This is a genomic window from Oleiphilus sp. HI0061, from assembly GCF_001635675.1.
The window spans coordinates 1-14286 of the sequence record NZ_LWFE01000291.1 but is presented as its reverse complement, the minus strand read 5'-3'; the positions used below and the strand labels follow the sequence as shown (position 1 = coordinate 14286).

The 14286-nt window shown below is 44.3% G+C and carries 13 protein-coding genes, 2 tRNA genes and 1 pseudogene; 3 read left to right on the top strand and 13 right to left on the bottom strand.

Translation table 11 applies throughout. The features are described 5' to 3' along the window. Nucleotides 1-1207 precede the first annotated feature (1207 nt). The 9 genes from A3735_RS03805 to A3735_RS03765 all read right to left on the bottom strand — a co-directional run bounded on the left by A3735_RS03805 (nucleotide 1208) and on the right by A3735_RS03765 (nucleotide 8639). Nucleotides 1208-1284: transfer RNA gene (locus A3735_RS03805), tRNA-Met, on the bottom strand. Between the two features lie 80 nt (nucleotides 1285-1364). Further along, a complete protein-coding gene (ychF, locus tag A3735_RS03800) occupies nucleotides 1365-2459 on the bottom strand; it encodes a redox-regulated ATPase YchF (protein ID WP_068515844.1) in 1095 nt (364 codons plus the stop codon). Nucleotides 2460-2597: 138 nt separating this feature from the next. Next, entirely contained in the window at nucleotides 2598-3185 is a 588-nt protein-coding gene (gene pth, locus A3735_RS03795; RefSeq protein WP_068515841.1) for an aminoacyl-tRNA hydrolase, read from the bottom strand. Nucleotides 3186-3228: 43 nt separating this feature from the next. Next, on the bottom strand, nucleotides 3229-3867 hold the full coding sequence (locus A3735_RS03790) for a 50S ribosomal protein L25/general stress protein Ctc (RefSeq protein ID WP_068515838.1): 639 nt from the start codon (nucleotides 3865-3867) through the stop codon (nucleotides 3229-3231). A gap of 145 nt (nucleotides 3868-4012) precedes the next feature. Then, the gene (locus A3735_RS03785) at nucleotides 4013-4957 is read right to left on the bottom strand and encodes a ribose-phosphate pyrophosphokinase (protein ID WP_068515835.1); all 945 of its coding nucleotides are present in this window, start codon (nucleotides 4955-4957) and stop codon (nucleotides 4013-4015) included. 148 nt (nucleotides 4958-5105) lie between these two features. Continuing rightward, nucleotides 5106-5180: transfer RNA gene (locus tag A3735_RS03780), tRNA-Gln, on the bottom strand. Between the two features lie 31 nt (nucleotides 5181-5211). Further along, nucleotides 5212-6105 (bottom strand): 4-(cytidine 5'-diphospho)-2-C-methyl-D-erythritol kinase, encoded by an 894-nt coding sequence (gene ispE / locus A3735_RS03775; protein ID WP_231872187.1) that lies wholly within the window; start codon nucleotides 6103-6105, stop codon nucleotides 5212-5214. Between the two features lie 32 nt (nucleotides 6106-6137). Further along, nucleotides 6138-6722 (bottom strand): lipoprotein insertase outer membrane protein LolB, encoded by a 585-nt coding sequence (lolB, locus tag A3735_RS03770; protein WP_197470009.1) that lies wholly within the window; start codon nucleotides 6720-6722, stop codon nucleotides 6138-6140. A gap of 69 nt (nucleotides 6723-6791) precedes the next feature. Then, on the bottom strand, nucleotides 6792-8639 hold the full coding sequence (locus tag A3735_RS03765) for a tetratricopeptide repeat protein (protein WP_068554904.1): 1848 nt from the start codon (nucleotides 8637-8639) through the stop codon (nucleotides 6792-6794). A gap of 250 nt (nucleotides 8640-8889) precedes the next feature. Here A3735_RS03765 and hemA point away from each other — a divergent pair, with 250 nt between their 5' ends. The 3 genes from hemA to A3735_RS03750 all read left to right on the top strand — a co-directional run bounded on the left by hemA (nucleotide 8890) and on the right by A3735_RS03750 (nucleotide 12004). Then, on the top strand, nucleotides 8890-10155 hold the full coding sequence (gene hemA / locus A3735_RS03760) for a glutamyl-tRNA reductase (RefSeq protein ID WP_068515824.1): 1266 nt from the start codon (nucleotides 8890-8892) through the stop codon (nucleotides 10153-10155). A 100-nt stretch (nucleotides 10156-10255) separates the two neighbouring features. Next, nucleotides 10256-11104 carry an acyl-CoA dehydrogenase gene (locus A3735_RS03755; protein ID WP_068515820.1) on the top strand — a complete coding sequence of 283 codons (849 nt, stop codon included), beginning with the start codon at nucleotides 10256-10258 and terminating at the stop codon, nucleotides 11102-11104. Nucleotides 11105-11125: 21 nt separating this feature from the next. Further along, nucleotides 11126-12004, top strand: coding sequence for a CoA ester lyase (locus A3735_RS03750; protein ID WP_068515818.1), 879 nt, complete (start codon nucleotides 11126-11128; stop codon nucleotides 12002-12004). Between the two features lie 48 nt (nucleotides 12005-12052). Here the strand turns inward: A3735_RS03750 and A3735_RS03745 are convergent, their stop codons facing one another. The 4 genes and pseudogenes from A3735_RS03745 to A3735_RS31685 all read right to left on the bottom strand — a co-directional run. Further along, nucleotides 12053-12925 carry an ABC transporter substrate-binding protein gene (locus tag A3735_RS03745; protein ID WP_068515816.1) on the bottom strand — a complete coding sequence of 291 codons (873 nt, stop codon included), beginning with the start codon at nucleotides 12923-12925 and terminating at the stop codon, nucleotides 12053-12055. Nucleotides 12926-12999: 74 nt separating this feature from the next. Beyond that, a complete protein-coding gene (gene glnK / locus A3735_RS03740) occupies nucleotides 13000-13338 on the bottom strand; it encodes a P-II family nitrogen regulator (RefSeq protein WP_068509576.1) in 339 nt (112 codons plus the stop codon). Between the two features lie 70 nt (nucleotides 13339-13408). Next, on the bottom strand, nucleotides 13409-13885 hold the full coding sequence (locus A3735_RS03735; RefSeq protein WP_068509573.1) for an FKBP-type peptidyl-prolyl cis-trans isomerase: 477 nt from the start codon (nucleotides 13883-13885) through the stop codon (nucleotides 13409-13411). 45 nt (nucleotides 13886-13930) lie between these two features. Further along, nucleotides 13931-14176: pseudogene (locus tag A3735_RS31685) on the bottom strand (flavodoxin family protein); the annotation flags it as partial. Nucleotides 14177-14286 lie beyond the last annotated feature (110 nt).

The following is a 14286-nucleotide window of genomic DNA, read 5'->3' as shown; positions in this document are numbered from 1 at the left end:
TAGGTTCTGGCTCAGGAGTAGGTTCNGGCTCAGGAGTAGGTTCNGGCTCAGGNGTAGGTTCTGGCTCAGGTGTAGGTNCTGGCTCAGGTGTAGGTTCTGGCTCAGGTGTAGGTTCTGGCTCAGGTGTAGGTTCTGGCTCAGGTGTAGGCTCTGGCTCAGGAGTAGGCTCTGGCTCAGGCGTCGGTTCCGGTTCAGGAGCCGTTTCAGCCCCTTCAGTAATTAAGTTTAGGTCTTCAGCGATGATCTGGGTGTACGATGATAGATCGCAACTTATTGAAGTGCCTTGAGAGATATCTATGTTAGTAAACTCTACACCGAAAGTACGGTCACCAATACCAGAGAAGTCAGTGCGGTAGACGAACCAGTTGATACCGTCGATCACCGTTACTGCAGGGCCATATGTAGACCCAATAGATCCATCTGTAGGCCATGTAGCACCGTCCCAACCACCAGGGATATTTATTGACCGATCTATAAAGGTTGCTTCGCCCAGAATTGCAGGATAGATAAAGAAACCGTATTCACTTGAGTTAAGTGAAATCTGAAAATCTTGATTACTTGAGTCGTCGAATTTATAAGTTAACAGGTTATCGGATGCAGCGGGTAGGGTGACAGCTCCATAATGTGGTGTTGAAGACATCTCACAAGTGGAGGATAACTCGCTACCAACCGTTAAACTTTGATCGGATATGGCGTCGGAATCTCCTGAACTCGAACATCCGCTAATTAGAAAGATCGAAGTAAATAGGCTTGCTGATACTTTATTCTTCACTTTCAGTACTTCCATTTAATTGTTGCGTCCGTTAGCTAATCACATGATTTGCGCTAGGATTCCAGTGGCCGGATCTATATAACATTAATAACTTAGTTGGTATTTTATAAATAGGCAAAGGAATAAGCGCAGATTGTACGAATTGCTAAATACAGTGACACAATGAAACATAGAGTGCGTTTAAGCGTGTAAAAAAGTGAAATAGCTGTTGAGAGAGTCGCTTGAGAGAATATTCTGTGTATTAAGCTAAGAATAAGAGATTCTAGTGTGATTCTAAGACTTTTGAGTTATCGCGCTGAATGCTAGTTGTAATGGGCTGTAAGATCCATAATCTCATCAAAACTTAGTGTGTACTAAACTGTGTACTAAATTCTGATGAGGGATTGAGCTGACGCTCTGGATATTTCATATCTTATTGATATAAAAGAGAAAAAGTGGTGGCTACACCGGGATTCGAACCTGGGACCCCATCATTATGAGTGATGTGCTCTAACCAACTGAGCTATGTAGCCAAAAGAGGCGCGTATTCTCTTGTTTTTACTGGAACTTGTCAAGCCAAAAATTTATAAAAAATACGCTTATATGCTATTGCTTAAACGTTGAAGCGGAAATGGATTACATCGCCATCTTGTACGATGTATTCTTTGCCTTCCAGACGCCATTTACCTGCGTCTTTGGCGCCGGCTTCACCGTTATTGTCGATAAAGTCATCATAGGCAATTACTTCGGCCCGAATGAAGCCTTTTTCGAAGTCTGTGTGAATCACTGCAGCGGCTTTAGGGGCAGGGTCGCCTTGCTTCATTGTCCAGGCGCGAACTTCTTTTACACCTGCAGTGAAGTAGGTTTGTAGACCAAGTAGCTCGTAGCCAGCTCTAATGACACGATCAAGGCCTGGCTCTTCCATGCCAAGGTCTGCTAAAAATTCATCGCGTTCTTCGTCATCCAGCTCAGCAATTTCTGCTTCTAGCTTATTACAGATCACGACGACTACAGCGTTTTCTTCTGCTGCGATTTCACGAACTTTATCTAGGTGAGGGTTGTCTTCAAAACCGTCTTCATCAACGTTGGCAATATACATTGTAGGCTTGATTGTAAGCAGGCAAAGCTCTTTGATAATTGCTAGTTCATCATCATTCAAACCAAGGCCGCGAACCGCTTTTGCTTCGTTCAAGTGAGGGAGTAGTTTATCCTCAAGTAGGCTCAGAGCATTCTTCGCATCTTTATCACCGCTCTTGGCTGTTCTGGTGAAACGCTTGATAGCCTTTTCTACGGTATCAAGGTCAGATAAAGCAAGCTCGGTATTAATTACATCAACGTCGGCTTGAGGGTTCACCTTGGCAGAAACGTGAACAACGTTTTCATCTTCGAAGCAGCGTACAACGTGAGCGATAGCGTCTGTTTCTCTAATATTAGCCAGGAACTGGTTACCGAGGCCTTCGCCTTTAGATGCGCCTTCTACTAGACCGGCAATATCAACAAACTCCATTGTAGTTTGGATAACCTTCGCTGGGCTGACAATGGCTGCAAGCTTGTCTAGGCGAGGGTCTGGCATGCCAACAACACCAGCGTTAGGTTCGATAGTACAGAAAGGAAAGTTTTCTGCGCCGATACCTGCTTTGGTAAGTGCGTTGAATAAGGTTGATTTGCCGACGTTAGGAAGGCCGACGATGCCGCAGTTAAAACCCATAATCTGAATCCCAGGCTGTAAAGTATAATTAGAAAAATTGGGCGCAAGTATACAGTAGGGTAGCGGGACAGTTAAGTATAAAAGATGAGCGCTTAGTGCTATTTTTTGTAATGCTGCTAAGGAATGCGAGTAATGGGCTTATTCTGCTTTAAAGCTATGGAGTTTTTGCATGGCCTTTTGCCAATCGCCACCAATGACTTCTTTCAGGTGCCTATCTGCTTCGTCGATACACGCAGAGAGTTGCTCGGCTTCTTTGGCTGTTGGTTTGCCAAGAACATGTCCGGTTACTTTGCTTGCATGGCCGGGGTGACCAATACCTAGACGCAAGCGCTTAAAGTTTTTGTTGCCGCCAAACTTCTCGATAATGTCTCGTAGGCCGTTGTTGCCTCCATGACCGCCGCCTTGTTTTAGCTTCATGGTGCCGCACGGGATATCGAGTTCGTCATGGGCGACGAGTACTTCTTCAGGGGAAATCTTAAAAAACTGGCAGATTGCCTGGACAGATTGTCCACTACGATTCATGAAGGTCGTCGGGAACAAGAGGTGTAGATCCTGGCCTTGAATATTAACTTTGGCATGAAGTCCGTGGAACTTCTTTTCTGGCTTAAGGTTTTGCTGATGTGCTTCAGCGATCTGGGCCAGAAAGATGGCGCCAGCATTATGGCGGGTGTTTTCGTATTCGGGGCCGGGATTACCCAGCCCCACAATCAGCTTGATTTGACTCATCGGAGCTTCTCTGACGCTATCAATTCATGCCGGATACAGAGAATTACTCTGCATCACCTTCTGCAGCTGCTTCACCAGCTTCGTCTTCAGCTTTACCCTTTGGAGTATGTACTGAACAAATTGGAAGATCGTGGTCAGCACCTTGCTGTAGTGCAGCAAGTGTAACGCCTTCAGGAAGTTTAAGGTCTGAAAGGTGAAGGATAGTTTCTGCTTCAACTTCAGTCATATCAACTTCGATGAACTCAGGCAAGTTACCAGGTAGGCAAATTACTTCAGCTTCAACCTGCTGGTGAGAGATCTTACCACCGCCCAACTTAACACCAACACAAGCGTCTTCGTTTGTGAAGTGAAGTGGAACGTGCACATGGATAGCTTTGTCCATATCAACACGCAGGAAGTCAGCGTGCATAACATCACCACGTGATGGGTGACGCTGAAGATCTTTCAGGATTGCTGGCTCTTCGTTGCCGTCTACACTGATTGTTAGAACGTGAGAGTAGAACGCTTCGTTTTCAAGCGATTTCTTGATCTCGTTTTCTTTCAGGCTAAGTGCGATAGGGTCTTTACCAGCGCCGTAAAGGATAGCTGGTACTAGGTTCTCAAGACGACGCAGGCGGCGGCTCGCACCTTTCCCCTGATCTGCTCGAGCTGTTGCGTTTACTACGAATGATGCTTCACTCATTTTTCTTTCCTCAAAGTTCACTAATATTCGCCCGCGACCAGACTAAATACCGTGAAGGTTAAAATAGAAAAAGCACCGAGGTGCTTTTTCCTGTACATCTATACCTGATTGAATCAGGTCTTAAGCGATTGTTTTAATTAATGTCTTAATCAAACAAGGCACTGATAGATTCTTCATTACTAATACGACGAATTGACTCTGCCAATAGGTCTGAAATTGTAAGCTGGCGGATTCTATCACAATTCATGGCTTTGTCACTAAGAGGAATTGTATCTGTGACGATCAACTCATCTAGTGATGACTTAGCAATGTTCTCGATAGCTGGGCCAGATAGCACGGGATGCGTAATGTAAGCGTAAACTTTCTTGGCGCCGTGTTCCTTTAGGGCGTCAGCAGCTTTACATAGGGTGCCAGCGGTATCGACCATGTCATCGATCAGTAGACAGGTTTTGTCTTCAACGTCACCGATAATGTGCATTACTTGAGAAACGTTAGCTTGAGGGCGTCGTTTGTCGATAATTGCCAGGTCAACATCACCAAGACGTTTTGCCATCGCGCGTGCACGAACAACACCGCCAACGTCTGGGCTAACAACCATAAAGTCGTCTTGAATGCGGCGTTGAATGTCATCAACAAGAACGGGGGTGCCGTAAATGTTATCTACCGGAATATCAAAGAAGCCCTGAATCTGGTCTGCGTGCAAGTCAACCGTTAATACTCGGTCAACGCCAGCGCCTGTGATCATGTCTGCTACCACTTTTGCGGTAATCGCAACACGTGTTGAGCGAACGCGTCGATCTTGGCGAGCGTAACCAAAATAAGGAACAACTGCAGTAATACGTGAGGCAGAAGCTCTACGTAGTGCATCAGTCATTACGATAAGCTCCATTAGGTTATCGTTGGTTGGTGCGCAGGTAGGCTGAATGATGAATACATCTTTACCACGTACATTTTCGTTGATTTCAACCGTGACTTCGCCGTCGCTAAATTTACCGACCTTAGCATTGCCCAGTGGTAGACGTAGTGCATCGACAACTTGTTGAGCCAGTTCGCGGTTGGCATTACCGGTAAATACCATCATTCTTGGCATGCGAGTTCAAGACCTCTTGAGTGTTTCGGCTTTCAGCTCTTTCAAGCAGTTTCCCGGGCTGAATAGTAAAAATACTAATACAGTAGTTTAGACCTCATCCGGAAGGTTTCTAGCTGTTTGCTTGATTGTTTTCTGAGCTGGGAAAATATGGCTGGGGTAGCAGGATTCGAACCTGCGCATGACGGGATCAAAACCCGTTGCCTTACCGCTTGGCGATACCCCAATAATCGTGTTGCTATTAACGAAGCGCTATCTTACGAATGGTCCCTTGCGAACCTTTTAGCTTCATCTAGCCTTTGAATTGCAGGAGAGAGATTGACTCCCTTGGCTATAAAGCCTTTGAATTTAGACTTAGCTTCATTCAAAACCTGTTTTGCTGTTGCCTCGTCTTTGACGATGCAGAAACAGCACGCTCCCGTTCCTGTAAGTCTAGCAATACCAAACTGGCTTAGCCACTGTATTGCCTCCTTGATTTGTGGGTATAGTTCTGAGATCAGTGCTTCGAAATCGTTGCGATACTCATCGCTAAGAAATTTCTCTGAACTGGTATCTAAACCATGTCCCTCAAGAGCGGGCGCTATTCTCTTCTTTGGCGTGTCTCTTGTCAACCTTTCATGCGAAAAAATTTTAGCCGTGTTGACGTGGCAATCGGGGGTCAATACAACGAACCATTCTTCGCTCATTGGAATTGGGCAGAGTTCATCTCCTATTCCTTCAGCCCAGGCGCTGCGGCCTTCAACAAAAACGGGCACATCGGCACCTATCTTTGCCGCTATTTTGGCTAATTGACATTCTTCGAGTTCAAGTCCCCATAGATGATTGAGCGCGATAAGTGTTGTTGCCGCGTTGGAACTTCCACCACCGAGCCCGCCGCCCATTGGTAGACTTTTTTCTAGATGAATCTTGGCGCCTAATAAGTGGCTACCTTTATCGAGTAGAATGCCTGCTTCTTTGAGTCTTTGTGCGGCGATAAAAATCAGGTTTTCTTCAGGAGGAATGTCGGCAATTTCCGGGGTGATTTCTATTTTTCCACTTTGATTGGCAGAAAAATGAAGCATGTCACCGCGGTCTAATAACTGAAAAACAGTTTGTAGCTCATGATAGCCTGGGTGCGATTGCTCAGGCCCTCGTCTGCCATTGATGTGCAAGAACAGGTTTAGCTTGGCTGGAGATGTCAGGCTTAAAGTCGGGTCCATTGTTTAATCGCTAGAATAATTCGCACCTTATCTCGTTCGAGCTTAATCTTTCCGGGCAGTGGAAGGCCGTCGATGAGGGTGTGTTTGCTGAAAGTTAAGTGCCAACCATTTTGTATTAGGCTGGCAGGGTAGCCCTGAGCGTCAAATTCTAACTCGTGTTGGCTGTCGGCAACAGGAATTCCTTTAACCCACCAGGGCAGTAATGAAATCGGAAGAGGAAACCCTAAAGCCTGATAGATCAAGAGATCTGGTTCATACGAGCTGACAGGCTGCTCACCGGCTTCGATAATCGTTAATAAATGAGGGTTTCCCTGTAGCTTGGATGCGCCAAGGCCGAAAAAGGTTGAGGAAAGGTCGATCACAAAGCTTGATTCAGCTTGGTGCCATTGATTGATTGCTACAGTAAGGGATTCTTCAGGTGTTCTTATGCCAATCTTGCCAATGAGTTTCCAGTTTCGGATGTTATCAATCTTTTGGGCGGTAAGAGGCCATTCAATTGGAGTTTCTCTTGATGTTTTGTGAGGTACGGTTTGTTGAAGGCTGGTGCATGCAGATAAAACGAGCGTCATTAGTATGAACAGCGCCCGGGTGAGGTGAGTGCTCGTTTTACTTGAAATGCCTAGAGCTATCATTACAAACTATTCTTTGGGCGCTTCGGGTGTTACTTGCTCGGTTTCGGGAGTTGAAGCTGAGCTGGTTTCTTTGTTAGTAGCTTGTTCATCTTCCGTGGGCGGATTCTCAATTATAATTAGTAATTCAGGGTCGAGTCTGTTGATGGTCTCAAGAAGTACTTCGTGTTCAGGATACTTCCGAAGAACATTGCTCCAAACATCTCGAGCCTCTGTTGTTTGATTTAGAGACCAAAGAACTTCACCCAAGTGTGCTGCGACTTCTCCATCCTGGAATTGTTGAAAGGCCTTGAACAAGAATACCAATGCTTCTTTATTTTGCTTAAGTCGATATAGTACCCAGCCCATGCTATCTAAAATGGCGGGGTTATTCGGCTTGAGCGCTAAAGCTTTTTGAATTAGTTCAAATGCTTCTTGAGTACGATCGGTTCGGTCGGCCAAGGTGTAGCCAAGTGCATTGATAGCAATCGCATTGTTCGGGTTCAGTTCTATTAGCTTTCTTAGATCTTGCTCCATTCCTGCCAAATCATCGTCTGCTTCTCGATTCATTGCTCGAGCGTAGAGTAGCTGGTCATCTTCGGGGAATGCTTGAATGGCGGCGTTGAGTGAGGCATTCATGCGGTCTGTTTCACCTGCACTAGATAGTAATTTAACTTCCAGTAGCCATAACTTAAGAGGGCTTGCTCCAGGTTTCTTTCTCAATTCAGCGAGTCTGTTTAGCATCTCGTCTTGCTGTTCGTTGTGAACCATTAGGAAACTTGAGCGCTCAAGAGATACTTCATAATGAACGCCAGCGCTTACTTTCTGGTAGAGATCGATAGCGTCATTGAAATTACCTTGGCTGTCAGCAATACGGGCTAAATAATAGTAGGCTTCATTAGCGTGTTGATTGGAGTCGATTAGCTGCTCGAAAGCTGCAGAAGCCTCTTCAACTTTTTTATTCTCTAGCATGACAATAGCGTGCGATAGTTTTAACCGCGATGCTTGGGGGTATTTAGTCAGTAGTGAATAGAATACCTCCTCGGCGTCATCGAGTTGTTTGTTTTCTATTAGCATTGTTGCATATAGACGACCAAGATTATGATTTGAGGGGAAATCGTCAAACTTGTCACCTGCATATTCAATAGCCTCTTCCAGTTGACCTTTATCATAGAGAACGTTGGCCTTGAGGACTGAGGCTGCTTCGAATTCTGGTGCGGCGTTTAGTATAGGCTCGATGATTTCAAGTGCCGCGTCGTATTCTTTCAAATTGCGTTGAGTGAGTGCGTAGCTATATCCAATCTCATGATTGTTAGGGTATTTTGCATATAAAGATTGATAAAGTAGGAGGATGGCTTCTTTATCTTCAAGAGGGAGGGCGCTTGAGCTGACTGCAAGGCCGTCTACTCGGGCATCACCGCCAAGCTCGATAATCTTTTCGATATGTTGCATGGCCTGTTCGTATTCGCGAGAAAGGGAATACTGATAGGTCAGAAGTTGATGTGCCGGAATGCTGTCTGGCTTTATATCAACCCAAAGGATTGCCATTTCCTTTATGGCCTCCATGTCTTTCATGTATTGAGCTGCATTTACAGCACGCTTAACAACACCTAAATCTCTTGTCATGCGCGCTTGTTGGATATAGTTAAGCAAGGTGATATTGAATTCTTGACGCTGGACAGCAACCTCTGCAACAAGCAGGTCGTAGAGCGTGTCTTTATTTAGGTCGAAATCTTGATACTCTGGAGATGTCTCAGATGAAAGCTTTTCACTACTTGCGGTGGTATCTGTCTCAGATTGCTTTGCTTTCATTAGGCTAGAGCAGGCGCTGAGTGAGAAAAGTGATGAAATTAATATAAGTTTGAGTAGTGCTTTCAATCTGAATCTCTTTTAAATAATTGAGGCTTGACGAGTTTTATGATGACAGATGGGTTTAAGGTGTCAACTTACCGTTCGTATAGTTTGGCCATGTGCTAGGGTTCATTTGTTTGAACTACTTTTTGTCGTGCTGTCGAGGCTTTAATCATAAAATAAGTGGCTTCTAGCTCTAAGAACTTGCTCTGTGTCATTGGCTTTCTATGTATTCTATTTGTAGAATAGCCGCTTTAAATCAAATTGCTTGGTATACATGTCGTTTTTGGCGTTTGGAATTAATCATAAGACTGCAACTGTCGACGTTCGAGAGAAAGTTGCGTTTGATTTACAACGTCTCGATATCGCGTTGGAGTCAATCAAAAAACTGCCGAATGTTAATGAAGCGGTTATTTTATCGACATGTAACCGAACAGAAATATACTGTGCTGGCAATCATGCAATTGATGTTGCGATGTTGCAGACTTGGTTGGCTGACTATCATTGTGTTAATTCAGAAGACCTCGAAAACTGTAGCTTTGTCTATGATGGTAAAGATGTGGTTGTTCATTTAATGCGTGTTGCTGCTGGCTTGGACTCTCTTGTTCTGGGAGAGCCACAGATTTTAGGGCAGCTGAAATCAGCCTATGCTTCAGCACAAGAATATCAGGCTGTTCAAGGGAAACTAGGTCGGCTCTTTGAACATTGTTTCTCTGTCGCCAAGAAAGTACGCACTGATACGGCGATTGGTGAAAACCCAGTGTCGGTCGCCGCTGCTGCCGTCAATATGGCTCGCCAGCTCTTCTCAGATTTTTCAGACAATACTGCTTTACTTATCGGGGCGGGTAAAACCACTGAGTTAGTGGCTAGGCACCTGAAACAAAGTGGTATTAAAAAGATCATAATTGCAAATCGAACGCTGGCTCGTGCCCAGGATCTGTCGAGTCTGGTTGAAGGTGAGGCAGCTTTATTAGGTGATATTCCAGATTTATTAATCGATGCCGATATTGTGATTGCGTCGACGGCTAGCTCCTTGCCTATATTAGGCAAGGGGGCTGTAGAGAGAGCTTTAAAGCATCGTAAGCACCGACCTTTCTTTATGGTGGATATAGCGGTACCAAGAGATATTGAACCTCAGGTAGGAGAGTTATCTGATGTTTACCTTTATACCGTTGATGACTTAAAAGATGTTATTGATGAGAATGTAAAAAACCGAGAAGGCGCTGCTCAAGAAGCTGAGCGGATGATTCTTGAGGGAAGTGAATATTTTCTTAATCGTCAGCGTGTTTCTTCAGTTGGTGATAGTTTGAAACGCTTTAGATCACATGCAGAGACGCTTCAGCAGAAGGAATTAGAGCGCGCTCTAAATGCCTTGCGTGGAGGTGCGGACGCCGAACAGGTAATTACTCAATTATCTAGGGGCTTAACGAATAAACTAATTCACCATCCTACGATTAGTGTTAGACGAGCAGCTGAAGATGGCAAGAATGAAAAAGCAGATTGGTTGTTAGATTTGTTTGGTATCGAGTCATTAAGTGATTAGTTTCTGCATTATTATGTGTTGCGCTTAAATTTCCAGTTCGAACATATTCGTAAATCAAATATATAAGAATTTTAGCTATAAAAGATCCAAGGGAGTCTCTATGAGCGATATAGATATTGAGTACTTGCAGCAGTGGGTAGGAAAGCAAGAAACCAAAGAAGATGATATTAGTCTTTTTCAGGCGCAAGCTTTGGCTGCGGCACTTGATAACGAGACTCTACCCGAGAAAGGTGATGCCTTACCTCCATTTTGGGAGTGGATGTATTTTCTGCCAACGCCAAAAGCCAGTGCAACAGGTGTTGATGGGCACCCGGATAAAGGTGGCTTTTTACCCCCTGTACCACTTCCTCGCAGGATGTGGGCGGCCGGTGAGGTTGAGTGTCATAAGGCTTTGATTATTGGCCAGCCGGCCTCTCGATTATCGACGATTGAATCTGTTGAACTTAAAACGGGTAGTACCGGCGTGTTGGTTTTCGTTAATGTTCGCCATGATATTTCACAAGCGGGTGAGCTGTGTATCAGCCAGGTACAGAATATTGTTTACCGGGAGCAACCAACAGAAAGAGCTGAGTTGCCACCAGGCAAGCCTGCGCTTTCTGAAGCCGATTTTTCGCAAGAAATCACGCCAAACCCAGTGTTGCTATACCGCTACTCGGCGCTGACTTATAACGGCCATCGTATTCATTATGATCGCGACTACGCGGTAAACGAAGAGCTGTATCCTGCCTTGGTTGTTCATGGGCCATTGCTGGTGACTTTATTGTTAGAACTTAAACGTCATAATATTGCCGATAAATCTTTGAAAACCTTCAAGTTCCGAGCGGTTAGACCGACGTTTGATACCTCGGTGTTTACCGTGTCTGGTAAGCGGGATGGCGATGATTTATCCCTATGGTCTGCTGATAATGATGGTTTTACTTGTATGACAATTAAAGCAAGTTTGGCCTAAGGATTCGTGAGCGAGAATAAAATGAAGAAATTAGACTACCCAGGCTGGCGTACGGCCTTGTTTATCCCTGTGCACATTGAGAAATTCGTCGCCAAAGCGCATACGCGTGGTGCTGATGCTTATATTCTGGACTTGGAAGATAGTGTTCCGCTAGAGCAAAAAGCAGAAGCTCGAGAGTGTGTGGTCCCGGCTGCGAAAACGGTTAGCCAGGATGGTGCTGCTGCATTGGTAAGAATCAACCTTGATGAGCGCTTTGCCATGGGCGATGTTGTCGCGTCGGTCAGTGAGCATGTTAGCGCGATTGTAGTGCCAAAGGTTGAGTCTGCTGACCAGTTACGGAAGTTCGCCGCTAAGATTTCTAAATTGGAACAGGAGCGAAATATTCCTCAAGGGCATACAGCGATTATTGCAATGATTGAGTCGGTTGATGCTTTACCCAAACTGGATGAAATCGCCTCAGCAGACCCGCGTGTTGTGGCGATGACTTTAGGCTCTGAAGATTTCTCGGCGACAGCTGGCATGCAGCCACTTCCTCAAACCTTGTTGCTGCCAAATCAGATGCTGGCATTTGCTTGTCGTCGTGCCAACATTATGCCTTTGGGTTTTCCAGGTTCGATAGCTGACTACAGCGATATTGATGCATTTACTGAAACGGTTAAGTTTGCCAAGCAGCTAGGTTTTGTAGGAGCCTTCTGTATTCATCCTAAGCAAGTAGAAGTCATTAATGCAGTATTGACGCCTAGCGCGGAAGAGGTAGAACATGCTGAAGGTTTGCTTGCAGCATTTGAAGCAGGCTTGGCTGCAGGCAAGGGAGCTGTTGAATATAAAGGCAAGATGATTGATTTGCCGGTTGTAGAGCGGGCAAGAGAATTATTGAGAAATGCTAAAGCTTTAGCATAGCCGACCTCTTTACTAGTGAGGGCTTGCTTATAGTGAGCCTCTTTCTAATTACTTAAAATATTTTTGATAAACCGTCTGAGTATATCCGCTTTCTTGTAAGTGCTTTAATGCTTGTTGGAATTGATAAGCAGCGGAGCCTTTATGGGGACTGGTTTTTTGATTGTTAAAGCCTAAAGCGCTGTTTTTATCAAATCTGCTATTTTGTTGTTGCTTAAAGTGTTTTGAATTAATAGAGAAGGCCGCTTTTAACGAAGAGTATTCCTTCTCAATTGCATTTGGGTGAAGCCGAAGGCCAATGTCACTAAACTGCTTAATGCGGTTTCGTTTTAAGTAATAATCCAAGATATCTATATCATATACGTAGAAATTACCTCTACCTAGTTTCAGTGCCTGAATTGCTTTATCAATAGGCAACTTGCCCATTTTCTGAATGCTTACTTGAGGAGCACCTTTGGCATATTCAGCGGAGCTACCTCCTAAAGGGACAAGCAAAGTACCTTTCGCCTTCTTAAAGTCTTTTATTTCGAAGTCTGTAATGTCTGAGACTAAGGCTTGTTTCGATAGAAAGCCATTGTCCAGCCAATATAAAAACTGTGATCTTTTTTCTGAAAAACCAGACGAGGGATAGAAATCGATATCACCTTCTTTAAGGTGATGATAAACACGTTTTTTAGGTAACCTTACGATTTCAAGTGAGAGTCCTATCATCTCTGCTGCTTTAGAGAAAAGTTCTCGGTATGCACCGCTATTATCATTTTTGTTGCCGATATAGGGCGGTTTGCTGCCTTCTTTATAGCCAAGAATGATAGTAGATTTATTGTCGGGAGAGGTAAGCGAAGTTTTTTCTTGTGAATAGCTAAGAGAGGCTTGTAAAGAAAGAAGAAAGCTTAGAATGAATACCCATCTTGTTGGATGTTTCATTTGTGCCTCCTTTTAGTTAGCTGCTTTGAAGCTGAAACAATGCGAGTAGCTCACTACTCGCATTATAGGCTTATCTATACAGCGTCACTACCGGTTTCGCCAGTACGGATTCGAATCACTTGCTCAAGTGATGAAACAAATATCTTTCCGTCGCCGATCTTTCCAGTATTGGCTGCATTTGTCATCGCTTCGATAACTTTATCTAGCATATCTTCACTGATCGCTACTTCTAGTTTAACTTTTGGTAGAAAGTCTACAACGTACTCAGCGCCACGATACAACTCTGTATGACCTTTCTGGCGACCAAATCCTTTAACTTCAGTAACTGTTATACCCTGAACACCGATTTCTGATAGTGCTTCACGTACATCATCAAGTTTAAAAGGTTTGATTATCGCAGTAACAAGCTTCATTCTATTCTCCGTTATCTTAAAAAGACTCGTAATTGTTCTGTTACGAGTAGTTATATCTCACTATAGTTGTTTATTCATTGATGCCAAGCAACTCAACATCAAAAATTAGTACCGAGCCAGCCGGGATGGCGCCAGCAGCTCTATTTCCGTAGCCAAGTTCGCTCGGAATAAATAATCGGGTCTTCTCGCCAACCACCATAAGTTGCAGACCTTCAGTCCAGCCTTTGATAACTTGATTCAAGCCAAAAGAGATAGGTTGTCCGCGAGCTACGGAACTATCAAAGACAGTGCCATCAGTTAAGGTGCCATGATAATGAACTTTAACTTTATCGTTTGCAGTAGGGTGGGCTTCTCCCGTACCGGCTTGAAGTACCTTATATTGAAGACCCGACTCGGTTGTGACAACGCCTTCTTTGGTCATGTTTTGGGCAAGAAACTCACTGCCTAATTGTTGATTCTCAACGGCTAGCTTTTTGTTTTGATTAGTGCGGTGGACGATGAATGCTGCAAGTGCAACAACAAGTATGACAACAATGATTTTTAACACGGGTGATTTGCCTTTTATTAAATCGGTATTGGAATGAAATAGATTCTAAATGATTCCCTGATCAAGTGCACATGCCATTGCGCCACCTAATTCCGAGCAATGGCTCTCAAACTCTTTTTGGTAAGCGCCTTTTAGTAAAAGGGGCTCCTGTACCCATCGCCACTTAAGGCCAGTGGTAATGGTTTCGAGAGCACGAATTGTACCTGTGCCATCATGACCGGCTCTAATATACGCGGCACAGGGTAAGCCTTGTTTCGCTTCTAAGCATGGGTAATAGCAACGGTCGAAAAAAGCTTATACGAATACGGAATATGACAAAAATGTAGGTGAAAGCTAATATTAAACCAATAAAACAATATGTTATTACGGTTATTCGGGCTACATATTTCGACCTACAAATT

Bases quoted from the DNA above. Each gene is read 5' to 3' on its own strand.
- ychF (WP_068515844.1), bottom strand. From the start codon at position 2,459: ATGGGTTTTAACTGCGGCATCGTCGGCCTTCCTAACGTCGGCAAATCA.
- pth (WP_068515841.1), bottom strand. From the start codon at position 3,185: ATGAGTCAAATCAAGCTGATTGTGGGGCTGGGTAATCCCGGCCCCGAA.
- A3735_RS03790 (WP_068515838.1), bottom strand. From the start codon at position 3,867: ATGAGTGAAGCATCATTCGTAGTAAACGCAACAGCTCGAGCAGATCAG.
- A3735_RS03785 (WP_068515835.1), bottom strand. From the start codon at position 4,957: ATGCCAAGAATGATGGTATTTACCGGTAATGCCAACCGCGAACTGGCT.
- lolB (WP_197470009.1), bottom strand. From the start codon at position 6,722: ATGACGCTCGTTTTATCTGCATGCACCAGCCTTCAACAAACCGTACCT.
- hemA (WP_068515824.1), top strand. From the start codon at position 8,890: ATGTCGTTTTTGGCGTTTGGAATTAATCATAAGACTGCAACTGTCGAC.
- A3735_RS03755 (WP_068515820.1), top strand. From the start codon at position 10,256: ATGAGCGATATAGATATTGAGTACTTGCAGCAGTGGGTAGGAAAGCAA.
- A3735_RS03750 (WP_068515818.1), top strand. From the start codon at position 11,126: ATGAAGAAATTAGACTACCCAGGCTGGCGTACGGCCTTGTTTATCCCT.
- A3735_RS03745 (WP_068515816.1), bottom strand. From the start codon at position 12,925: ATGAAACATCCAACAAGATGGGTATTCATTCTAAGCTTTCTTCTTTCT.
- glnK (WP_068509576.1), bottom strand. From the start codon at position 13,338: ATGAAGCTTGTTACTGCGATAATCAAACCTTTTAAACTTGATGATGTA.